The following is a 23229-nucleotide window of genomic DNA, read 5'->3' as shown; positions in this document are numbered from 1 at the left end:
AGGGTAGATCGATTCGCCCCCTCGCCGCCTGACAGGAACAGACATGCCCTCCGGACTTGTAGCTTTGCTCGACGACGTCGCCGGGATCACCAAGCTCGCCGCGGCGTCGCTCGACGATGTCGGCGCGGCTGCGGGTAAGGCGGGCACCAAGGCGATGGGCGTGGTGATCGACGACACTGCGGTGACGCCGCGTTATGTCGTCGGCCTCGCGCCCGAGCGCGAGCTGCCGATCATCGCCAAGATCGCGCTGGGATCGTTGCGCAACAAGCTGCTGATCCTCCTCCCCGCGGCGCTGATCCTCAGCGCCTTCGCGCCCTGGGCGATCACGCCGCTGCTGATGCTGGGCGGTGCCTTTCTGTGCTTCGAGGGTGCCGAGAAAGTGCTCGAGGCGATGGGCGCCGGTGGCCATGCCGAGGTCGAGGAAACCCCGATGGAGGCGGCGCATCTCGAAGCCTCCAAGGTCAGCGGCGCGATCCGCACCGACTTGATCCTCTCCGCGGAGATCATGGCGATCGCGCTCGCCGACGTCTCGCATGAACCGATCCTGACCCAGGGCGTGGTGCTGGCACTGGTCGGCGTCGGGATCACGATCGCGGTGTACGGCGTGGTCGGGCTGATCGTGAAGATGGATGATATCGGGCTTCACCTCGCGAAGCGGCGCTCGGCGGCGACGCGGGCATTGGGCCGCGGTCTGGTGAAGGGCATGCCGGTGCTGATGCGGGCGCTGTCGATCATCGGCACCGCGGCGATGATCTGGGTCGGCGGCGGCATTCTGGTCCACGGGCTCGAAGGGCTCGGGATGCACGAGCCCGCGGGTACGATCCATCACGCCGCAGAGGCCGTTGCGCACGCCAGCGGCGCGTTGGGCGGCCTGACCGGCTGGCTGGTGACGGCGATTGCCTCGGGTGTGTTGGGGCTCGTAGTGGGCGGTGTGATCGCCTTCGCGCTGCACCAAATCCACAAACTGAGGCACTAGACCGCGCGCGGATTCAGGCGGCGACGGCCTGACGCGGGAGGTAGCGCGTAGCGGTGAGCTGGCTCGCCTGCTGGTTGCGATCGAGCCAGATGGGGCCGAGCTTGCCCCCCTGCCCCGGCGTGCCGATCATGAAGTCCGCGCCGAAACGGCGAATGCTGATCCCCGCGCGCCACTTCACTTCGACCATCACCATCGGCACGAACATCGGCCGGCCGCGCATCTCGACGACATGGACCAGCTCGCGCGGCAGAGCGAGCCGAACCGGCATGCGCCCGCCGGCGCCCGCTGGGAGATCAAAGGGCGTTCCAGCAGCATCCGTGATCGGATTGGCGTGATAGCCGGCGATGTTGCGGTCCTGCTCGGGACTGGCGCTCATCATCGCCATCAGCACGCGGATATTCTCGGCGGCCGACGGCTGGAGGTTGCCGATCAGCAATTCGAAATCGAGCAGCACGTCGCGCTCGGTGACTTCGATACTGCCGGGACGAAGGAGAATCTCGAACGGCTCACTCGTCGGCACCGCGGGTGGTGCCGGCGGCGGCGGTGCCACCCCTAGCGGCGGCGCGACCGGGCGCGAGGGAGCGGCCGGTACGGGCACGGGTGCGGGCGCCGTTACGGCCGGCGCCTCATAGGGTTCGTCTTCGACGGCAGCGCGACGGCGGCGCTGGAACGCCCAGAATATGCCGAATGCCAGCGCAGTGGCGCCGGCGCCGGCCAAGGCCCATAGCCACCCCGGCATTGTCCCGGATGAAGCCGCGGCCTGCGATGCCGGGAGTGTTGGCGCGGGCGACGCGGTGGTGACTGGCACAGGGCTGGGCGACGAGGTCGGCGCTGCCAGCGGCGCAGGCGTTGGCGCAGCGATGGCAGAGGATGCCGGCGCAGGCGACGGCGTCGGCGTAGCGGCGGGGGCCGGCGTGGGACGTGCCGCGGGGGCGCGGGCCGGAGCCGTCGCGCGCGCTGCCGGGGATGCGCTGGGAACGGGGACCGGCAGCGGCGCCACGGTAGGCACTGGCGTCGGCGTCGCGGCGGGCGGCGCCAACGTGAAGCGTTCGGGCGCGACATTGGGAAGCGTGGTGTTCGGTCGCGCGGGCGACGGCAGCGGTACCGGGGTCGGCGTCGTCTGCTGCGCATGGGCGGAGGGCCCACTCGCGACGAGCGCCGCCGCAGCGGCACCTAGCCGAACGATCCGATAGTTCCCGCGCGTCACCACCGTGTCTCTAGCCGCTTCAAGCTGAATTGCACCTGCACGTGACGCGTTTTAGCGGCGCCCTGCCGCAGGTGAAGGGGAATTTGCTGCAAGCCCCTCCCCTTCAGGGGAGGGGCTAAGGCAATCACGGCACCGTTACGCGGTGGAACGGCACCTTTGCGAGTTCGGGGAGCGCCTTGAGCTGAGGCTCGACGGTCTTGAGGTCGCCGACCGCCACCAGCACGAGCTTGTCGATCGGGTAGCTCGCCTTAGCCGAGGCCATCATCGCCGCGGGCTCGACCGCGAGCACTTCGGGGACGTAGCGGTCGGTCCAGTCTGCCGGGAGCCCGAGCAGGTCGCGCGTCGCGAGCGTGTTGACCAGCGAAGGCGAGGTCGAGTTCGAGATCGCGAAAAGCCCGGCCATATAGGTGCGGATGCCCTTCGATTCCTCCTCCGGTGCCGGCTCGGTCTGCATCCGGCGGATTTCCTTGAAGACTTCGCCCAAAGCCGCGCCGGTGACGTTGGTGGTGACATCGGCATCGAACGTCCACAATGCCTCGTCGGGATTGAACGCGATGCCCGAGCCTGGCGAATAGGTATAGCCCTTGGTCTCGCGGATATTCGTGGTGATCCGCGAGCTGAACGCACCGCCGAGCAGCGAATTGGTCACGCGCTGCGGGATGTCGGCGTCGCTGCCGGCCACCGCGGCGTCGAAGGACAACCGCAGCGTGGTCTGCGGCGCATCGGGCCGGTCGATCAGGATGACCCGCGGACCAGGCTGGTGCGGCGCGGCGAGCTTGAGCGGTGCCGGCCCTGCTGCCCAGCCTGCGAAGGTCCGCGTGATCGCGGCCTTGACCGCGGCCGCATCGAACTTGCCGGCGATGTAGAGATGCGCGCGCTTCGCCCCGAACTGGCCGCGGTGGAACGCCTTGACCTGGTCGATCGTGTAGCCGGCGAACTGCGCCTGCCCCGGTACGACGCGGCCATAAGGATGGTTGGGTCCGTAGACCGTGCGTGCCAGCGCGATATCGGCGAGCGTGCCCGGCTCCGACAAGGCGACGCTCAGCTGGCGCTGGAGGTTAGCCTTGACCCTGGCGAGCTCGCTTGCCGGAAGATCGGGGCGGATCGCGACGTCGCCGATCAGCGCGATCGCCTGCGGAGTATATTCCGACAGCACGTTCATCGTGATCTGGGTAGTCTGCTGGCCCGCGCCGACGCCCAGGTCGCCCCCCATTTCGGCGGCGGCGGTGGCGAGCTGCCCGGCGCTGCGGCCAGCGGCGCCTTCCTTCATCATCGCCGCGGTGAGATCGGCGAGCCAGGTCGCCTCGCCTTCGACGGCATTGCCGGCGCGGATGCGCAGCGACACCACCGCCTTGGGCGCGATCCCGTAGGGGACCAGGGTCACATCCATGCCGTTGGGAAGCGTGAAGGTCTCGGTCGCGGGCAGCCGGAACGGCTTGGGCTCACCGACCGGCGGGGCCGGCGGGAAATCTTGCGCGAGCGCGGGAACGGCGGCAGTGAGCGCGAACAGGCTCGCCAGCAGGATGCGCTTCATCACTTGCCTCCCTGTGCGGCACCCTTGGCGCCCGGCTCGATCAGATAGACCGAGCGATTGGTCTTGCGCAGATATTCCTGCGCGGTCTTCTGGATCAGCGCCGGCGTGACTTTGGCGAAGCCGTCCTCGATGCGGTTGATCGCCTGCGGGTCGTTGTCGAACAGCGCATGCACGGCGAGCAGATCGACCAGCCCCACCCGGCCGCCGCCGTCGATCTCGCCATAGAGATCCGAGCGCATCTTGGTCTTGGCGCGCGCCAGTTCCGCCGCGGAGACCGGCGCGCTGCGCAGCCCCTCGATCACTTCGTCGACCGCCTGGGTGATCTGCGCCGGGCTGTGCGTCGGATCGTGCGTGAAGCTGAAGCTCCACAGCATCGGCCCGCGATAGTTGAACATGTTGCCGAGATCGCCGTTGATCCCGCCGCTGATTTCGCCGGCGATGCCGGTCTGCTGGACGAGCTTGGTGTAGAGCCGGCTGTCGTCGCCCTGTACGAGGATCTGGTCGATCAGCCCCATTGCATACCATTCGGGCGTGCCGCGCTCGGGCACATGATAACCCGCGGCGTAGCCCGGCTTGGGGGCGAGCGCGTCGACGCGGCTCTTGACCTTCTCGGCGATCTGGCGCGGCTCGGCGATGTCGGGCTGGACGACCGCCGGCTTCTTGGCGATCGGCCCGAAATAGCGCTCGACCGTCGCGCGGGTGGCGGCATAGTCGATGTCACCCGCGATCACGAGCACCGCATTGCTGGGGCGATAGAAAGCGTCGAAGAACGACTTGGCATCGGGCACCGTCGCCGCCTCGATCTCCTTCAAATCGCCGTAGAAATTGTGGCTATTGTACCAATTGGTGTTGGCCAGCATCGGCAAGTCGATCCACGGCCAGGTGCTATAGGGCTGGTTGAGGACGTTGACCTTGACCTCGTTGCCGACCACCCCCTGCTGGTTGGCGAGCACGGTCTGGTCGATCACCGGATTGGCCATGCGATCGGCCTCGAGCCACAGCATGCGGTCGAGCGCGCTCGACGGCAGCACTTCGTAATAATTGGTGAAGTCGAAGCGCGTCGAGCCGTTGTTGACCCCGCCCGAATTGGTCACGGTCTTGTCGAACACGCCCTTGGGCGCGTGCTTCGATCCCTGGAACATCAGATGCTCGAACAGATGCGCGAAGCCGGTGCGCTCGCGCGGCTCGACGCGGAAGCCGATGCCGTAATAGATCGCGATCGTCACCGTCGGGGCGATATTGTCCTTGGCGAGTACGACTTTGAGGCCATTGGCGAGGGTGAAATACTGCATATCGACGTGCAGTCTCTGCGCCGCGGCGGGCGCAGGCTGCGCGAACGCCGGGGTCGACAAGGCGCTGGCGGCGAGCGCGAGCGCGAGGCTCCATTGCTTCATTCGGGAGGACCTCTTCGAGAGAATCGAGATGTGTGTTGGCGTAGCACCACGCTGGGAGGCGGGGAAGCGCGCAGTCGTCCACCCCCTCACTACCGAAGCCGCCTTTTACTTCGCCATCGCCGCCGATTGATCGAGCGGCACCACCGGCAGCAGCACCGCGCTCGACTGCGCGCCGCCGTAGACAATCGACACCGTCGCCTTCTGGTAATCGGACTTCTTCGCAAAGAAGATGTTGTCGACATACTTTTGCGGGTTGCGGTCATAGACCGGGAACAGGCTCGACTGGACCTGGACCATGATCCGGTGGCCGGGCTGGAAGACGTGGTTCACCGTCGGCAGGCGGAACTTGTATTCCTGGACCTTGTTCGCCGGGATCGCGCTCGGATGCTCGAACGAGTTGCGATAGCGGCCGCGGAAGATGTCCATCGCTATCGGTAGCTGGAAGCCGCCCATTTCCTTCCTGGTCGCCATCTCGTCGGGATAGACATCGATCACCTTGACCACGAAGTCGCCGTCGGTGCCCGTGGTCTTGGCGAAGATGTCCGCCAGTGGCGCGCCCGAAACACGAACCGGGGCGGTCAGCGGATCGGTCATATAGGTCATCACGTCGGGACGCCCGTCGACGAAGCGCTGGTCGGTGACGAGATAGGTCGACCAGCGGCCATCGCTGAAATTCACCGGGCGCGGCAGATGCGGCACCGGCTTGGCGGGATCCGAAACGTAGCTGTCGGACCCTTGCCCGGGCTTATCGAAGCCAAGACCCTCGGCGGGCTTGAGATAGATAGGGGTCAGCTTCTCGCCGCAGCCCGCCTCGCAGGCGAGTGGCCATTTGTTCATATATTCCCAGCGGTTGTCGCCGGTATTGTAGAAGCTGGCCTTGGCCGGCGTGAAGGGTGGCGCGCCGTCCTTCAGATAGGCGTTGAAGAAAGGCAGCAGGATATCGCGGCGCGCCTGGAGGGCAGTGTCGCCTTCGAAGTTGAGCTGGCCGAGGGTCGAGCCGTTATAATTGAACTGCGAGTGCCGCCATGGACCCATGAGCAGGAAGTTCTTGTCGGCCTGAGCGGTCCTCTGAAGCGCTTCCCAGCTATGGATCGCGCCGTACATGTCCTCGTGGTCCCAGATGCCCTGCTCCCACAGGGTCGGCACGTTCGACGGGTGCGCGGCGAGCAATTTGTCGAGCGCCTGCCCCTGCCAGAAGGCGTCATAGGCGACGTGCTGGCTCATCTTGTTCCAGGCGGGCAGCTGGTCATAGCCGAACTGCTTGGCCCAATCGCCGGCGCTGCCGATGCGGCGGAAGGTATCGTAATCGTCCCAGTCGGGACGGTTAGGCGCCTTGCCTTCGCCCTTGTAGCCGGTCTGGCTGCCGATCCAGCCGATATTGGCAAGGCGGAACGCGCCGTAATGGAACCAGTCGTCGCCCATCCAGCCGTCGATCATCGGGCTCTCGGGTGCCGCGACCTTCAATGCCGGATGCGGGTTGAGCAGCGCCATCACCACGGTGAAGCCTTCGTAGCTCGAGCCGAGCATGCCGACCTTGCCGTTGCTCTCGGGGATGTTCTTGACCATCCAGTCGATCGAATCCCAAGCATCGGTGGTGTGATCGACCTTGGTCGGGTTGAGCGGACCGACCGGCGGACGCGTAATGACGTAATCGCCCTCCGAGCCATACTTGCCGCGAATGTCCTGGAACACGCGGATATAGCCGTCGCGGACGAACACCTCGTCGCCCTCGGGCAGCGCGTTGATCATCGTCGTGCTGTCGGTGCGCTTGACGCGGCCGGCCGCATTATAGGGAGTGCGGGTGAACAGGATCGGGGCGTTCTTGGCGCCCTTGGGGATGACGATGACGGTGTAGAGCTTCACCCCGTCGCGCATCGGGATCATCACTTCGCGCTTGATAAAGTCCGAGGCCTGCGGCGGGGGCGTGAACTTCGCCGGGATGTCGTTGAACGGCTGGGCCTGCTGCGCCAGTGCGGGCGATGCGAAGAGGGCGGTGCCGGCGAGCGATGCGGCGAGCAGCTTGTTCATATGGTCCCCTGTCTGAGGCGGCAGGGATAGACCTGGAAGGGTCACAGATGAAAGCACAATTCCGTCTCCCCAAGGAGAGCGGAATAGTAAAACGGCGGGCGAGGTGACCCTCGCCCGCCGTGCCCATCCCCTACCCCCCGATTGGGGAGGGTCTGGTAGCTCTCAGATCACGCGTGCTCGGGCGTGCCCAGCAGCTCGGCCTCGACATCCTCGACCATGTGCGGGCGGGTCGCACCGATCGGGCCGACGCCGTCGCTGACCGGGCTCGGGCGGCCAATCTTGAACTTGGCCGAGGTGCGGCCCTCGCTGCCGTCGGCGAGCGTGTAGCGCGCCTCGGCAACGACGACCGGGTTGAACACGCGGCCCATCTCGCCCTTCGGCACCGCGAGATGCGCGTCGACGCGAGTGCCGTCGCCGGCCTCGATCGTCACCGGCGGAACCGCGGTGTCCGCGGTACGCTCGGTCAGCAGATTGTCCATCTCGTTGCCCTCGGCATCGGCGAGCATGAAGGTCGAGATGCGGACGTTGCGGGCGGGAACGTCGCCGGCATTGCCGACGGTCAGCTCGACATCGACCAGTGCCTCGTCTTCGCTGGTGCCGGCACGGACCGGACGGAGGCCGAACTCGAGCCACGGGCGGTTTGAAACCGGCGCCGGGGCGTCGGTGACGCCGGCAAGGTCCTCGGTCGCAGGCTCGGCGAGCTCGGCCTCCACATGCGCCTCGGTAACATCATCGACCGTTGCGGGGATCGCGGCGGTCGCCGGCGTGAACGGGCTCACCTCCGGCTCGTGGCGCGGCTCGACGACAGGCGTCGCACGGACCGGCGTGGCAGCGATAGGCGCCTCATAGGCGCGCGGCGCGACCGGTGCCTCATAAGCGCGCGTCACGGGCTCTTCGTACACGCGCTCTTCGACCAGTTCGTCCTCGTCGCGACGGCGACGCATGAGCAGGAATGCCGCGGCGCCCGCGATCAGGACGATCAGGCCGCCGAGCAGCCAAGGCCAGGCGAAGCTCGATCCGCTGCGCGTCTCGGTCTGGGTGGTTGCGGTGTCGGCAGCGACCGGTGCAGCAGCTTCGGGTGCCGGAGCCGGGGCAGCAGTCGTGGGTGCGGGCGCCTCCGTGACGGGCGCAGGCGACTGGGCTACCGGCGCGGCGGGCGCAGCTTGGGGGGCGGGAGCCGGCGCGGCTTCACGGGCCGGAGTGGCTGCCGCGCGCGTGGTCTGGCGTACGGTCTGTCGCGTCTGGATCGCGCGCGGTGCCGAGCGCTCGGCGCGCGGTTCGGCCTCGGTCACCGTGCCGGGGCGCGGCCCGGGCGGCGGCGCAGGCTGGACGATCGGCGTCGACGGCGCCATCTCGACGCGCGCTGCCGGAGCAGGCGCCGGAGCCGGCGTCACTGCGATCGGCGGCGGCGTGACCGTCTGCGTCGGCGCCTCCTGTGCGAAAGCGGGGGTTGCGAGGAGCGCGGCGCCGATCAACAGCGCGGTGCGGGGGCGAGCGGTTTGGTTCTTCATCATATCGCAGGTTAAATGAGTGGAACCCGGAATCGGACCCCGCTTAGTGCGCCGATCCGTTGCCAATCCACGACGAATTACAGGGTTAATTCAAGGTTCAGCCCGCGAAATCCCGCACTTGCCAAAGCCAAAAAGGTTCCTTGGGCGGTTTGACATGCGCAGCCCCGGCCCCTATATCGCCGTCACACCACAGCACCGGGAAATGATGCGCAGTCGCGCAGTGCATCGATCGAATTGGCGTTGTGGCGTTCATAGGACGCTGAAAGCTGCCGAAACCCGAAGGGGAGTCGTGCAGCCTTTTCGCGTCCTTTCGCACGTCCCGGCCCCGGACAGGGGCACCGAAATTACGGCTGACGAGGCACAAAACACCCATGGCAACCAAAGCAATCGAGGGCGGCACGATGAAGCGCCGCATCCGCAAGGTGTTCGGCAACATCCACGAAGTGGTCCAGATGCCGAACCTGATCGAGGTTCAGCGCGAATCCTACGAGCAGTTCCTGCGCAGCGATCCCTCGATCGGCTATGTGTCGGGCCTCGAAAAGACGCTGCGGTCGGTCTTCCCGATCCGCGACTTCGCCGGCACCGCCGAGCTAGACTTCGTCAATTACGAGCTCGAGAACCCCAAGTTCGACGTCGAGGAATGCCGTCAGCGCGGCATCACCTATGCAGCGCCGATGCGCGTCACGCTGCGTCTGATCGTGTTCGAGGTGGATCCCGATACGGAAGCCCGCTCGGTCCTCGATATCAAGGAGCAGGACGTCTATATGGGCGACATGCCCCTGATGACGGGCAACGGCACCTTCTTCATCAACGGCACCGAGCGCGTGATCGTGTCGCAGATGCACCGTTCGCCGGGCGTGCTGTTCGATCATGACCGTGGCAAGACCCACGCGTCGGGCAAGTACCTCTTCGCGGCGCGCGTGATCCCGTATCGCGGCTCGTGGCTCGACTTCGAGTTCGACGCCAAGGACATCGTCAACGTCCGTATCGACCGCAAGCGCAAGCTGCCGGTCACGTCGCTGCTCTATGCCCTCGGTCTGAACAGCGAGGACATCCTCAATTATTTCTACAACCGCGTGACCTATGTCCGCGGTCCGAATGGCTGGCAGATCCCGTTCGCCGCCGAGAATTGGCGCGGCGCCAAGCCGATGTTCGACATCGTCGACGCCAAGTCGGGCGAAGTCGTGTTCGCCGCCGGGCAGAAGATCAGCCCGCGCGCCGCGAACAAGGCAGCCAAGGACGGGCTTGAGACGCTGTTGATCCCGACCGAGGAAATCTTCGGCCGCTATTCGGCGTACGACCTGATCAACGAGTCGACCGGTGAGATCTATATCGAAGCCGGTGACGAAGTGTCGGCCGAGAATCTCGAACTGCTCGACAAGGCAGGCATCGAGAAGCTCGAGCTGCTCGACATCGACCACATCTCGACGGGTCCGTGGATCCGCAACACGCTCAAGGTCGACAAGGCCGAGGAGCGCGAACAGGCGCTGTCCGACATCTACCGCGTCATGCGCCCCGGCGAGCCGCCGACGCTCGAGACCGCGGAATCGCTGTTCGCCGGTCTGTTCTTCGATCCGGAGCGCTACGACCTCTCGGCCGTCGGCCGCGTCAAGCTCAACATGCGCCTCGACCTCGACGCCGAGGACACCGTCACGACGCTTCGCACCGAGGATATCCTTGCGGTGGTCAAGACCCTGGTCGACCTCAAGGACGGCAAGGGCGAAGTCGACGACATCGACAATCTCGGCAATCGTCGTGTGCGTTCGGTGGGCGAGCTGCTCGAGAACCAGTACCGCGTCGGCCTGCTCCGCATGGAGCGCGCCGTTAAGGAGCGCATGAGCTCGGTCGACGTGTCGACCGTGATGCCGAACGACCTGATCAACGCGAAGCCCGCGGTTGCCGCGGTGCGCGAGTTCTTCGGTTCGTCGCAGCTCTCGCAATTCATGGACCAGACCAACCCGCTTTCCGAAGTAACGCACAAGCGTCGCGTCTCGGCGCTCGGGCCGGGCGGTCTCACGCGTGAGCGCGCGGGCTTCGAGGTTCGCGACGTCCATCCGACCCACTATGGCCGCATCTGCCCGATCGAGACGCCGGAAGGCCCGAACATCGGTCTGATCAACAGCCTCGCGAGCTTCTCGCGCGTCAACAAGTACGGCTTCATCGAGACGCCGTACCGCCGCATCGTCGACGGCAAGGTGACCAACGACGTCGTCTATCTGTCGGCGATGGAAGAGGCCAAGCACACGATCGCGCAGGCTTCGGCCGATCTCGACGCCGATGGCCGCTTTACCGAGGAGCTGGTCTCGTCGCGTCAGGCGGGCGAGTTCCTGATGGCGCTGCCCGAGCAGATCACGCTGATGGACGTCAGCCCCAAGCAGCTCGTCTCGGTCGCCGCATCGCTCATTCCGTTCCTGGAAAACGATGACGCCAACCGCGCGCTGATGGGCTCGAACATGCAGCGCCAGGCCGTTCCGCTGGTGAAGGCCGAAGCGCCTTTCGTCGGCACCGGCATGGAAGAGACCGTCGCTCGTGACTCGGGTGCGGCGATCGCCGCACGCCGCTCGGGCATCGTCGACCAGGTCGACGCGACCCGTATCGTCATCCGCGCGTCGGGCGATGTCGAAGCCACGCAGAGCGGCGTCGACATCTACACGCTGATGAAGTTCCAGCGCTCGAACCAGTCGACCTGCATCAACCAGCGTCCGCTGGTGAAGGTGGGCGACGTGGTCAATTCCGGCGACATCATCGCCGACGGCCCATCGACCGAGTTCGGCGAACTGGCGCTCGGCCGCAACGCGCTCGTCGCGTTCATGCCGTGGAACGGCTATAACTATGAGGACTCGATCCTCATCAGCGAGCGAATCGTGAAGGACGACGTGTTCACGTCGATCCACATCGACGAGTTTGAAGTGATGGCCCGCGACACCAAGCTCGGGCCGGAGGACATCACTCGCGACATCCCGAACGTCGGCGAAGAGGCTCTTCGGAACCTCGACGAAGCGGGCATCGTGTACATCGGTGCAGAGGTCGAGCCGGGCGACATCCTCGTCGGCAAGATCACGCCGAAGGGTGAATCACCGATGACCCCGGAGGAAAAGCTCCTCCGCGCGATCTTCGGCGAGAAGGCCTCGGATGTGCGCGACACCTCGCTACGCCTGCCCCCGGGCGTTGCCGGCACGATCGTCGACGTCCGCGTCTTCAATCGCCACGGCATCGACAAGGACGAGCGCGCATTGGCGATCGAACGCGAAGAGATCGAGCGCCTCAAGAAGGACTCGGACGACGAGCGCAACATCCTCAACCGTGCGACCTGGTCGCGCCTGAAGGAGATGCTCATCGGCCAGGTCGCGACCGCGACGCCGAAGGGCCTCAAGAAGGGCGCCGCCATCGACACCGACCTGCTCGACAGCGTCGATCGTCACGAATGGTGGAAGTTCTCCGTCCAGGACGACGCGATGCAGGCGAACTTGGAAGCGGTGAAGGGCCAGTATGATGAGGCCGTGAAGCGCATCAAGGACAAGTTCGAGGACCGCCGCGAGAAGCTCGAGCGCGGCGACGAGCTGCCGCCGGGCGTGCTCAAGATGGTGAAGGTGTTCGTCGCGGTGAAGCGCAAGCTGCAGCCGGGCGACAAGATGGCCGGCCGTCACGGCAACAAGGGCGTCATCTCGCGCATTCTGCCGGCGGAGGACATGCCGTTCCTCGCCGACGGGACGCCGGTCGATCTCGTGCTCAACCCGCTGGGCGTGCCTTCGCGCATGAACGTCGGTCAGATCTTCGAGACGCATCTCGGCTGGGCCGCGCGCAATCTGGGCCAGCAGATCAACACTGCGCTCGAGGATTGGCGCGAAGCCAATCCGGATGCTAAGGGCGGTGACATGCCTGAGGCGGTCAAGTCGCGGCTGCTCGAAGTCTATGGCGAGCATTACGCTGACGAGATCAAGGCGCGCAGCAGCGACCAGATCGTCGAGCTGGCGGGCAATCTGAAGACCGGCGTGCCGATGGGCACGCCCGTGTTCGACGGTGCACGCGAGAGCGACGTTTCGGACATGCTCGAACTGGCCGGGCTGCACAGCTCGGGGCAGTCGGAGCTGTTCGACGGCCGCACCGGCGACATGTTCGATCGCCGCGTCACGGTGGGCATCATCTACATGCTGAAGCTTCACCATCTGGTCGACGACAAGATCCACGCGCGTTCGATCGGGCCGTATAGCCTCGTCACTCAGCAGCCGTTGGGTGGTAAGGCGCAGTTCGGCGGACAGCGCTTCGGCGAAATGGAGGTCTGGGCACTGCAGGCGTACGGCGCGGCCTATACGCTGCAGGAGATGCTGACGGTGAAGTCGGACGACGTGGTCGGCCGCACCAAGGTCTACGAGGCGATCGTCAAGGGCGACGACACCTTCGAGGCCGGCATCCCCGAGAGCTTCAACGTGCTCGTCAAGGAAATGCGCTCGCTGGGCCTCAACGTCGAACTCAAGAACGACGAGCCGGGCTTCGATAGCGACGGCGTCGCGATCGCGGCGGAATAAGGGTTCGGGCGTCACCTGCGGGTGGCGCCCTTCCCTCCCCGCCCAGAGATTTGTCCTCCCATGAGGAAAACGAAATGAACGAACTGACCAACTTCGCGAACCCGGTGGCCAAGCCGGAGACCTTCGACCAGATCCAGATCGGCATCGCCTCGCCTGACCGCATCCGCAGCTGGTCGTTCGGCGAGATCAAGAAGCCCGAGACGATCAACTACCGCACGTTCAAGCCCGAGCGTGACGGCCTGTTCTGCGCGCGCATCTTCGGTCCGATCAAGGATTACGAGTGCCTGTGCGGCAAGTACAAGCGCATGAAGTACAAGGGCATCGTCTGCGAGAAGTGCGGCGTCGAGGTCACGGTCTCGAAGGTCCGCCGCGAGCGGATGGGCCATATCGAGCTCGCCGCCCCGGTCGCGCACATCTGGTTCCTGAAGAGCCTGCCGTCGCGCATCGGCCTGCTGCTCGACATGCAGCTCAAGCAGCTCGAGCGCGTGCTCTATTTCGAAGCCTATATCGTCATCGAGCCGGGCCTGACGCCGCTCGAGAAGTATCAGCTGCTCACCGAGGATGAGCTGCTCGACGCGCAGGACGAATATGGCGAGGACGCCTTCTCGGCCGGGATCGGCGCCGAGGCCGTCAAGCAGATGCTGATGGACCTCGACCTCGAGGGTGAGCGCAAGGAGCTGCTCGACGAGCTGGCGGTCACCAAGTCCGAGCTCAAGCCCAAGAAGATCATCAAGCGCCTGAAGGTCGTCGAGAGCTTCATCGACTCGGGCAACCGCCCCGAATGGATGATCCTTGACGTCGTTCCGGTCATTCCGCCCGAGCTGCGCCCGCTGGTGCCGCTGGACGGCGGCCGCTTCGCGACTTCGGATCTCAACGATCTGTATCGCCGCGTGATCAACCGCAACAACCGCCTCAAGCGCCTGATGGAGCTGCGTGCGCCGGACATCATCGTCCGCAACGAAAAGCGCATGCTCCAGGAAGCCGTCGACGCGCTGTTCGACAACGGCCGCCGCGGCCGCACGATCACCGGCGCCAACAAGCGTCCGCTCAAGTCGCTGTCCGACATGCTCAAGGGCAAGCAGGGCCGCTTCCGCCAGAACCTGCTCGGCAAGCGCGTCGACTATTCGGGCCGTTCGGTCATCGTGACCGGGCCTGAGCTGAAATTGCACCAGTGCGGCCTGCCGAAGAAGATGGCGCTCGAGCTGTTCAAGCCGTTCATCTACGCCCGTCTCGACGCCAAGGGTCTCTCGATGACCCTCAAGCAGGCGAAGAAGTGGGTCGAGAAGGAGCGCAAGGAAGTCTGGGACATCCTCGACGAAGTCATTCGCGAGCACCCGGTCCTCCTCAACCGCGCGCCGACGCTCCACCGTCTGGGCATCCAGGCGTTCGAGCCCGTCCTTATCGAAGGCAAGGCGATCCAGCTCCACCCGCTGGTCTGCTCGGCGTTCAACGCCGACTTCGACGGTGACCAGATGGCCGTGCACGTTCCGCTGAGCCTCGAGGCGCAGTTGGAAGCGCGCGTGCTGATGATGTCGACCAACAACATCCTCAGCCCCGCCAACGGCAAGCCGATCATCGTGCCGTCGCAGGACATGGTCCTCGGTCTCTACTATCTCTCGATGGAGAAGTCGGGCGAGCCGGGCGAAGGCATGATCCTGGCCGACATGCAGGAAGTCCACCAGGCGCTCAACGCCGGGGCGGTCACGCTGCACTCGAAGATCGTCAGCCGCGTTCCGCAGACCGATGCGGAGGGCAAGCAGTACCTCAAGCGCTATGAGACGACCCCGGGCCGCATGCTGCTGGGCGAGACGCTGCCGCAGTCGCACAAGGTGCCGTTCGAGACCGTCAACCGCCTCCTCACCAAGAAGGACGTGGGCGACGTGATCGACGAGGTGTATCGCCACACCGGCCAGAAGGAGACCGTACTGTTCGCCGACGCGATCATGGCATTGGGCTTCCGCCACGCATTCCGCGCCGGCATCTCGTTCGGCAAGGACGATATGATCATTCCGGACGCCAAGGTCGGTTTCGTCGATGAGACCAAGGCGCTCGTGAAGGATTATGAGCAGCAGTATCAGGACGGCCTGATCACGCAGCAGGAGAAGTACAACAAGGTGATCGACGCCTGGAGCCGTTGCGGCGACCAGGTGGCGGGCGCGATGATGGACGAGATCAAGGCAGTGCGGAAGCTTCCGAACGGCCGCGAGAAGGACATCAACTCGATCTACATGATGGCCCATTCGGGTGCCCGCGGCTCGCAGGCGCAGATCAAGCAGCTCGCCGGCATGCGCGGCCTGATGGCCAAGCCGTCGGGCGAGATCATCGAGACCCCGATCATCTCGAACTTCAAGGAAGGCTTGACCGTCCTTGAATATTTCAACTCAACCCACGGCGCCCGCAAGGGCCTCGCGGACACGGCGTTGAAGACCGCCAACTCGGGCTACCTCACCCGCCGTCTCGTCGACGTGTCGCAGGATTGCGTGATCATGGAAGACGATTGCGGCACCGAGCGTGCGCTCGAGATGCGCGCGATCGTCCAGGGCGGCAGCACCATCGCGTCGCTCGGCGAGCGCATCCTCGGCCGCACCACGGCAGAGGACGTGGCGGACAAGGACGGTAACGTCGTCATTCCGTCGGGCACCCTGCTGGACGAGGCGGCGGTCGCGCAGATCGAAGCCACCGGCATCCAGGGGATGAAGATCCGCAGCCCGCTGGTTTGCGAAGCGCGCATCGGCGTGTGCGGCAAGTGCTACGGGCGCGATCTCGCCCGCGGCACCCCGGTGAACATCGGCGAAGCGGTCGGCGTCATCGCGGCGCAGTCGATCGGCGAGCCGGGCACCCAGCTCACCATGCGCACCTTCCACATCGGCGGCGCGGCGCAGCTCAACGAACAGTCGAACCTCGAAGCGCCGGTCGACGGCACGATCGAGTATCGCGATCTGCGCATCATCGTCGACCAGCGTGGCCGCCGCGTGGTGCTCAGCCGCTCGGGCGAAATCGCGATCGTCGACATGGACGGCCGCGAGCTCGCGGTGCACCGCATCCCGTACGGCGCCTATGTGCTGATGGATGACGGCCACATCGTCAGCGCGGGCGACCGCATGGCGGAGTGGGATCCGTTCACCATGCCGGTGATCACCGAGAACCCGGGCACCGTGAAGTTCGTCGACGTGATCGACGGCAAGACGATGACCGAGCAGGTCGACGAAGCGACGGGCATCGCCCAGCGCGTCATCACCGAGAATCGCGGTGTCTCGGCCAAGAAGGAGGACCTTCGTCCGCGTCTGACCCTCACCGGCGAAAGCGCCGAGGAGGCCGGCCGCTACATGCTCGCACCGGGGGCAGTGCTCTCGGTCGAGGACGGTGCGCAGGTTCAGGGCGGCGACGTTCTGGCCCGTGTCAGCCGCGAGTCCGCCAAGACCCGCGACATCACCGGCGGTCTGCCGCGTGTCGCCGAGCTGTTCGAGGCACGTAAGCCCAAGGAAAACGCGATCATCGCGAAGGTCTCGGGTCGTGTCGTGTTCGGCAAGGACTATAAGGCCAAGCGCAAGATCGGCATCCAGCCCGAGGATGGCGGCGAGGTCGTCGAGTATCTGGTGCCCAAGTCGAAGGTGATCGACGTTCAGGAAGGCGACTACGTCAAGCGTGGCGACAACCTGATCGGCGGCAGCCCCGATCCGCACGACATCCTCGAAGTCCTCGGCATCGAGCCGCTCGCCGAATATCTCGTGTCGGAAATCCAGGAAGTCTATCGACTCCAGGGCGTGAAGATCAACGACAAGCACATCGAGGTGATCGTTCGCCAGATGCTGCAGAAGGTCGAGATCACCGAGAGCGGCGATACCACCCTGCTGGTGGGCGAGCAGCTCGACCGCGACGAGATGGACGAGCAGAACTCGAAGCTCGCTCCGGGTCAGGCCCCCGCACAGGGCAAGCCGATCCTGCTCGGCATCACCAAGGCGTCGCTGCAGACCCGCAGCTTCATCTCGGCAGCGTCGTTCCAGGAGACCACCCGCGTCCTCACCGAGGCGGCAGTCCAGGGCAAGCAGGACACCCTGCTCGGTCTCAAGGAGAACGTGATCGTCGGCCGCCTGATCCCGGCGGGCACCGGCGCGGGCATGAACCGCCTGCGTGTCGCGGCTTCGTCGCGTGACGCGGCGCTCCGCGTGGCACAGCGCAAGATGACCGAAGCCTCGCTCATCGCACCGAACAGTGCCGCGGAGGAGCATGAAGCCGAGCTCGCCCGCTCGGTCCGCGACTCCGGCGGCACCGGCGACGACGCGCTGGCCAGCGTGGTCCCCTCGGGCCACGGCACCGATGCGGATGCCGGCGAGTATCTGAACGAAAGCGAGTGATCGCGTTCGTTCGGCCGCTCAGGCGCTGAACAGAAAAGCCGCCGCCCGGGAGACCGGGGGGCGGCGTTTTTCTTTGGCTCTCAGCGCGCCGGGATATACGATCCATATACGAATCATATATGGAGACTATGCTTGGGCATCGTGAACATCGAGGACGATCTGCACGATCAATTGCGCCGCGCGAGCAAGATGGCCTGCCGCTCGATCAATGCGCAGACTGCATGGTGGATCAAGATCGGCATGCTGTGCGAGACGAATCCGCAGCTGAGCTTCACCGAGATCGTCGAGCGCGAGCTTAGTGCCGCAGGCGTTTCCGCCAGGCCGCTTGCCCTGAGCGACGCATGACCAAACAGCCCTACGAATTGGCGCTACTCGCCGAATCCGGCCGTCTGCTCGCCTCAGTCTTCGAAATGCTCGATCGTACTCCGCTCGCCGGCAAGTCGACGCTCGAGATCGATGCGATGGTCGAGCGCTTTATCACTGACCATCTGGATGCCAGGCCCGCGAGCAAGGGCCAGTATGGTTATGGCTTTGTGCTCAATTCCTCGATCAACCACGTCGTCTGCCATGGCGTCCCGTCGCAGTCAGACGTGCTGCGCGACGGCGACATCGTCAATCTCGACATCACGCTCGAGAAGAACGGGTACATCGCCGATTCGAGCAAGACCTATCTGATCGGCGACGTGAACCCCGCTGCCAGGAAGCTGGTCCAGACTACCTATGAGGCGATGTGGATGGGCATCAAGGCGGTCCGGCCGGGCGCGCGGCTCGGCGATATCGGCTGGGCGATCGAGCGCCATGCCAAGCGCAACGGCTATTCGGTGGTGCGCGAATATTGCGGCCACGGCATCGGCCGCGAGATGCATGAGAATCCGCAAATCCTCCATTTCGGCAAGCCCGGCACTGGGCTCATCCTGCGCGAAGGCATGGTATTCACGATCGAGCCGATGCTCAACCGGGGGCGCCGCGCGGTGCAGACCGAAGCCGATGGCTGGACCGTGGTGACGCGGGACGGCTCGCTGTCCGCCCAATTCGAACACACCGTCGCGGTGACCGCTACCGGCGTGTCGGTGTTGACGCTGCGGCGCGACGAGCGCGCGGCTGCATAATCCAGCGATCAGAAAGCCCCCTGCTCCACCCGTTCGCGCAGATGCAGATAGCGGGGGTTGAAGTCGCCGATCTCGCGGAGCCGCCGCCAGTCCGGAAAGCTGATGTTGCGTCGGTTGCGCAGGATCAGCCCTTCGCTCTCCAGCGCCTTGAGCACGCGATTGACGTGCACCGGGGTCAGCCCGGAAGCGTCGGCCAGTTGCTCCTGGGTCATCGGCAGTTCGAACCCGCGGTCGGGATGCACGAGCCCCTGTGCTTCGAGGCGGAGCGCGAACTCGCAGAGCAGGTGCGCAAGCCGGCTGCGCGCGTCCCGGCGGCCGATATTGAGAACCCATTCGCGGTATATCGAGGCCTCGATGAGCGTCGTGACCAGGATTGCGCGCCCGACCTCGGACCGCCCCAAGGCAATCGCGCGAAAAGCGGCGATCGGTACGTCCGCGACCTGCCCGCGCGTCAGCATCTGGACATTATGGTCCGAGACTTCGAGGAACAAATTCTGAAAGTCGAGCGCTTCGCCCGGAATATGGAGTCCCACGATCTGGCGCGCCCCCTCGCCCGTCATCTTCTGCCGATAGGCGAAGCCTGACAACAGGATGCTACAGGTCTGGGGCCCGTCCCCCTCGCGCACCGTGTAGGTGCCGGCATCGAGGCAGCGCAGCTTGTGCGGCAGCGCGATCAGCGCTTCACGATCCTCGCGATGCAGCGAGTGACTGGATTCTAGCCTGCGGACCAGCATTTGGAGCGGTTGATCGGCATCTGCCACTTTGCCTTCTCCCCGATAAGGGCGGGAGCTAGACATCTCTAAGTCACCACTACGGGAAAAGTTCAATTACGACATCGGATCATAACATAGGGCAGGATCGATCGCCACGCGTCTGCATTTTCTGTGCAAAGTGCTTTTCGAATTATCTCGACGATTTTGCCTATAAACACCAAAATTAATAATCAGACTCGAAAATGCTGTACTCAAATTAAGACAAACCTTGCACAACCGCTGATAATAAATAGATTTATTTTGCGATTTCCCGGCCGCGCTCCGATGGCCACGCTGCCCCGCTAGCCAAATCGCCGCCCCGCGTTTATTCCGCGCGCATGGCAACCGAGCTCTACGACCTCACGATCCCCGTCTTTCTTCGCGGCTTCAAGGCAATGGCAGCGTTTCTCGCAAAGGCGCGGGCATATGCCGACCAGCAAGGCGTGGCGCATGGCGATCTGCTCACGGCGCGACTCTATCAGGACATGGCGCCGCTCACCTCGCAGATCCAACGCGCGAGCGACGCCGCCAAATTCGCAGCCGCGCGTCTCGCAGGCATCGAGCCCCCGGCGATGCCTGACACCGAAGTCAGTTTCGAGGAACTTCAGTCGCGCATCGCCGCCACGGTCGACTTCCTCAATTCGGTGACGCGCGATGCGATCGACGGCCGCGAGGATTCCGAAGTCGAACTCAAGACGCCAGGGCGCAGCTTCCAGTTCAGCGGGCGCAGCTATGTCCTCGGTTTCGCGCTGCCCAATTTCTATTTCCACATCACAACCGCCTACGCGATCCTCCGCCACAATGGCGTGCCGCTCGGCAAGATGGACTATCTGGGCGGCATTTGATGGCACGGATCGCGGTGATCGGCGCGGGCGCCATCGGGGGAACGCTCGCCGCCTGGCTGGCGCAGAGCCACGATGTGACCGTCTGCGCGCGCAGCCCGCTCGCCGACCTTGAGGTGGAGGCTCCCGAGCGCACGATCCGCGCGGCGCCGCGCATCCTCACCGATCCGGCTGAGGCAATGCAGGTCGACTGGGTGCTGGCGACGACCAAGACCTATGATTGCGCCGCCGCTGCGGCATGGCTGCCCGGGCTGATGAGTCCCGACACGCATCTGGCGGTGATCCAGAACGGCGTCGAACAGCGCCAGCGCTTCCCAAGCGTTCCGCCCGAGCGGACCGTGCCGGTGATCATCGACCTTCCCGCCGAGCGCACCGCACCGGACCGTATCGTCCAGCGCCGCAACGGCACGATCCTGGTGCCGCAGGGCGCGGCCGGCGAGGCGCTGGCCGCCTTGTTCGCCGATACTGTGATCGAGGCGGCCACAACCGCCGATTTCGTCACCGCGGCGTGGCGCAAGCTCGCGATCAACTGCTCGGGCATCGTCAGCGCGATCACCCGGCGGGCGGCCGAAGTCGCCAACGACGAAGGCGTTGCAGAGGTGATGCGCGGGCTCGTGCGCGAATGCATCGCGGTCGGCCGCGCCGAGGGTGCGACCTTGCCAGACACGCTTGCCGAGCAGGTGGTCGGATGGACCCGCAAGGCGCATCCGGACTCGGTCAATTCGCTTCATGCCGATTTCGTCGCCGGCCGGCTAATGGAACTCGATGCGCGCAACGGCGTGATCGTCCGGCTGGGCGCAAGGCACGGCATCCCAACCCCGCTCAACCAAGCGATGGCGGCATTGTTGGCAGCAAGCGCGAGATAGTCCGTAGCGTTCCTGCAGGAGCAGGAGCGCGGCGAGTCAAATCTCTACGATCCTATTCCCCAGCCGTTCCGCCTCGTTCCGATCGTGCGTGACCATCAGGATCGGCAGACCGCGCTCGTCGCGCAATCGCTCGATCAGTTGCATGATTTCCTCGCGGCGCGCCCGATCGAGCGACGACAGAGGCTCGTCGAGCAGCAGGAAGCGCGGATTGGACAGCAATGCCCGCCCGATCGCCACGCGCCGCGCCTCGCCACCCGACAGCGTCCGCGGCCAGCGGTCGAGCAGCCCGGCCAGCCCGAGCAAGGCGACCGTCTCGTCGACATCGACGGCACCCTGCCCCGCCCGCCAGCCATAGAGCAGATTGGCGCGCACCCGGCGATGCGGGAACAGCCGCGCCTCCTGGAAGACATAGCCAGCGCGCCGCTGCTCGGGCGGCAGGTCCACCCCGGAGGCGGCGTCGAACAAGGGATCGCCACCGACGCGCACATGCCCGCGATCGGGCGTCATCAGCCCGGCGACCATGTTGAGCACGCTGGTCTTGCCCACGCCCGATGGGCCGAACAGCACCGTGAGCCCGTCGCCGCCCTCGATCCGGCAGGCGATCTCGGCATCGCCCAGCCGCTTGGCGAGATCGATGTCAAAGGACATGGAGCCCCCGGCCCGCGCGGCGCGCCACGACTTCGGAAAGGATCAACGCCGCAAGCGACAGCAGCACCGAGATTGCCGCCAGCCGCAGCACCAGTGCCTCTCCGCCGGGCGTCTGCAACGCGGCATAGATGGCGAGCGGCAGGGTCTGGGTCTCGCCCGGAACATTGGAGACGAAGGTGATCGTCGCGCCGAACTCGCCCAGCGCGCGCGCGAAGCCGAGTACCACCCCCGCGATCACTCCGGGCAGGCTGAGCGGCAGGGTGACGGTTCGGAATGTCCGCCACCGTCCCGCGCCCAGGCTGCGCGCGGCTTGCTCGAGCCGCCGGTCGACGCTCTCGATCGAGAGCCGGATCGCGCGTACCATCAGCGGCAGCGCCATCACCGCGGCGGCGATCGCGGCGCCGGTCCAGCGGAACAGTACGCTGATCCCGAACCAGCTTTGCAGCCATCCGCCGATTGGCCCCGTCGGCGCGAAGGCGAGCAGCAGCAGCCATCCGGTCACCACGGGCGGGACTACCAACGGCAGATGGACCAGAGCATCGAGCAGAACCTTACCGGGGAAGCGTCCGCGCGCGAGCAGCCAGGCCAGTCCAAACGCGAGGGGAAGGCTGGCGAGCACCGCCACGCCGCCGACCTTGAGCGACAAGGCAACGATTCCCCATTCGTCGGGACTCAGCATCGGTGATCCTGAATGCGTCGCGCCCTCATGCCGACGTGAAACCGTAGCGCGCGAAGATCGCCTTGCCGGCGCCCGACAGCAGGAAGCGCCGGAAGCCCTCGGCATCGGGACTCGTCGAACTGCGCAACCGCGCCAGAGGATAGCGGATCGGCGGATGGGTCTCGGCAGGCAGCATCCGGACCGCGCGCACCTGCCGCGAGGCGCGTGCATCGGTTGCGTAGACCACGCCCCATTCGGCCGCGCCGCGCTCGACCAGCGCCAGCGCGGCACGGACATTCTCGGCGCGCACCACGCGCGGCGCGACGGTGTTCCACAGCCCGAGCCGGGTCAGCGACGCCTGGGCATAGCGCCCCACGGGCACTGAGGCCGGATCGGCGAGCGCCACCCTTCCGCTCGCCAGCAGCCGCGACAGCGGTGCGGTGCCGGCGGGCCGTGCGCTCGCCGGCTGGACCACCACGATGCGATTGCCGACGAGGTTCGTGCGGGTGCCCGATACGATCAGCCCGCGGCGCTGGACATCGTCCATCCAGGGCTCATCGGCCGAGATGAACAGGTCCGCGGGGGCTCCGGCGGCGACCTGCCGCGCGAGCGCCGACGATGCCGCGAACGACAATATCGGCCGGGCATGGCCAAGCCGCGCCCAGGCATCGGCTGCGGCGTTCAGCGATTCCTGCATGCTCGCAGCGGCCAGCACAAGGGGCGCAGCTGGAGCCGCCAGGGCACGGGGCGCGGCTGCCGCCGTCGCCCCGAGGCTGAACAGAAATGCACGCCGGCCGATCATATCCGTCTCCTCACGCACGAT

General features: G+C 65.7%; 17 protein-coding genes. 8 read left to right on the top strand and 9 right to left on the bottom strand.

Annotated elements, in window-relative coordinates; translation table 11 throughout:
* Window positions 1–43 precede the first annotated feature (43 nt).
* Entirely contained in the window at window positions 44–976 is a 933-nt protein-coding gene (locus tag AC3WJI_RS03505) for a DUF808 domain-containing protein (RefSeq protein WP_492755856.1), read from the top strand.
* 13 nt (window positions 977–989) lie between these two features.
* Here AC3WJI_RS03505 and AC3WJI_RS03500 read toward each other — a convergent pair whose 3' ends face one another.
* On the bottom strand, window positions 990–1715 hold the full coding sequence (locus tag AC3WJI_RS03500; protein ID WP_492755855.1) for a hypothetical protein: 726 nt from the start codon (window positions 1713–1715) through the stop codon (window positions 990–992).
* 55 nt (window positions 1716–1770) lie between these two features.
* Here AC3WJI_RS03500 and AC3WJI_RS03495 point away from each other — a divergent pair, with 55 nt between their 5' ends.
* A complete protein-coding gene (locus AC3WJI_RS03495) occupies window positions 1771–2169 on the top strand; it encodes a hypothetical protein (RefSeq protein ID WP_492755854.1) in 399 nt (132 codons plus the stop codon).
* A 138-nt stretch (window positions 2170–2307) separates the two neighbouring features.
* Here AC3WJI_RS03495 and AC3WJI_RS03490 read toward each other — a convergent pair whose 3' ends face one another.
* The 4 genes from AC3WJI_RS03490 to AC3WJI_RS03475 all read right to left on the bottom strand — a co-directional run bounded on the left by AC3WJI_RS03490 (window position 2308) and on the right by AC3WJI_RS03475 (window position 8650).
* Window positions 2308–3717 carry a M16 family metallopeptidase gene (locus AC3WJI_RS03490; protein ID WP_492755853.1) on the bottom strand — a complete coding sequence of 470 codons (1410 nt, stop codon included), beginning with the start codon at window positions 3715–3717 and terminating at the stop codon, window positions 2308–2310.
* Window positions 3717–5111 (bottom strand): M16 family metallopeptidase, encoded by a 1395-nt coding sequence (locus tag AC3WJI_RS03485; protein ID WP_492755852.1) that lies wholly within the window; start codon window positions 5109–5111, stop codon window positions 3717–3719. Before AC3WJI_RS03485 ends, AC3WJI_RS03490 begins: the two co-directional genes overlap by 1 nt.
* 105 nt (window positions 5112–5216) lie before the next feature.
* On the bottom strand, window positions 5217–7139 hold the full coding sequence (locus AC3WJI_RS03480) for a CocE/NonD family hydrolase (RefSeq protein ID WP_492755851.1): 1923 nt from the start codon (window positions 7137–7139) through the stop codon (window positions 5217–5219).
* Window positions 7140–7306: 167 nt separating this feature from the next.
* Window positions 7307–8650, bottom strand: a complete 1344-nt coding sequence (locus AC3WJI_RS03475; RefSeq protein WP_492755850.1) for a hypothetical protein — start codon at window positions 8648–8650, stop codon at window positions 7307–7309.
* A 371-nt stretch (window positions 8651–9021) separates the two neighbouring features.
* Here AC3WJI_RS03475 and rpoB point away from each other — a divergent pair, with 371 nt between their 5' ends.
* The 4 genes from rpoB (at window position 9022) to map (ending at window position 18640) form a co-directional block, all read left to right on the top strand.
* The gene (gene rpoB / locus AC3WJI_RS03470) at window positions 9022–13176 is read left to right on the top strand and encodes a DNA-directed RNA polymerase subunit beta (RefSeq protein WP_492755849.1); all 4155 of its coding nucleotides are present in this window, start codon (window positions 9022–9024) and stop codon (window positions 13174–13176) included.
* A gap of 74 nt (window positions 13177–13250) precedes the next feature.
* On the top strand, window positions 13251–17531 hold the full coding sequence (gene rpoC / locus AC3WJI_RS03465) for a DNA-directed RNA polymerase subunit beta' (protein WP_492755848.1): 4281 nt from the start codon (window positions 13251–13253) through the stop codon (window positions 17529–17531).
* Between the two features lie 132 nt (window positions 17532–17663).
* Window positions 17664–17876 carry a ParD-like family protein gene (locus AC3WJI_RS03460; RefSeq protein ID WP_492755847.1) on the top strand — a complete coding sequence of 71 codons (213 nt, stop codon included), beginning with the start codon at window positions 17664–17666 and terminating at the stop codon, window positions 17874–17876.
* Window positions 17873–18640: a type I methionyl aminopeptidase gene (gene map, locus AC3WJI_RS03455; RefSeq protein ID WP_492755846.1), complete on the top strand. Its 768-nt coding sequence runs from the start codon at window positions 17873–17875 to the stop codon at window positions 18638–18640. The genes AC3WJI_RS03460 and map overlap by 4 nt, the downstream gene beginning before the upstream one ends.
* A gap of 8 nt (window positions 18641–18648) precedes the next feature.
* Here map and AC3WJI_RS03450 read toward each other — a convergent pair whose 3' ends face one another.
* On the bottom strand, window positions 18649–19467 hold the full coding sequence (locus AC3WJI_RS03450) for a Crp/Fnr family transcriptional regulator (RefSeq protein WP_492755845.1): 819 nt from the start codon (window positions 19465–19467) through the stop codon (window positions 18649–18651).
* Window positions 19468–19730: 263 nt separating this feature from the next.
* Between AC3WJI_RS03450 and AC3WJI_RS03445 the strand changes: the two genes are divergently transcribed.
* Both AC3WJI_RS03445 and AC3WJI_RS03440 read left to right on the top strand, forming a co-directional pair.
* Window positions 19731–20237, top strand: coding sequence for a DUF1993 domain-containing protein (locus AC3WJI_RS03445; protein WP_492755844.1), 507 nt, complete (start codon window positions 19731–19733; stop codon window positions 20235–20237).
* Window positions 20237–21100 (top strand): 2-dehydropantoate 2-reductase, encoded by an 864-nt coding sequence (locus AC3WJI_RS03440; RefSeq protein WP_492755843.1) that lies wholly within the window; start codon window positions 20237–20239, stop codon window positions 21098–21100. The genes AC3WJI_RS03445 and AC3WJI_RS03440 overlap by 1 nt, the downstream gene beginning before the upstream one ends.
* A 36-nt stretch (window positions 21101–21136) precedes the next feature.
* On the opposite strand, the gene AC3WJI_RS03435 is transcribed toward AC3WJI_RS03440, so the two are convergent.
* From AC3WJI_RS03435 to modA, 3 genes are read right to left on the bottom strand one after another with little or no spacing between them, the layout of a single operon-like run.
* A complete protein-coding gene (locus AC3WJI_RS03435) occupies window positions 21137–21748 on the bottom strand; it encodes an ATP-binding cassette domain-containing protein (RefSeq protein WP_492755842.1) in 612 nt (203 codons plus the stop codon).
* The gene (gene modB, locus AC3WJI_RS03430) at window positions 21738–22427 is read right to left on the bottom strand and encodes a molybdate ABC transporter permease subunit (RefSeq protein WP_492755841.1); all 690 of its coding nucleotides are present in this window, start codon (window positions 22425–22427) and stop codon (window positions 21738–21740) included. The genes AC3WJI_RS03435 and modB overlap by 11 nt, the downstream gene beginning before the upstream one ends.
* Window positions 22428–22452: 25 nt before the next feature.
* Window positions 22453–23208: a molybdate ABC transporter substrate-binding protein gene (gene modA, locus AC3WJI_RS03425; RefSeq protein ID WP_492755840.1), complete on the bottom strand. Its 756-nt coding sequence runs from the start codon at window positions 23206–23208 to the stop codon at window positions 22453–22455.
* Between the last annotated feature and the right edge of the window lie 21 nt (window positions 23209–23229).

The organism is Sphingomonas sp. FW306-1B-B10E, assembly GCF_058782005.1.
This window is presented reverse-complemented; position numbering and strand designations above follow the sequence as displayed.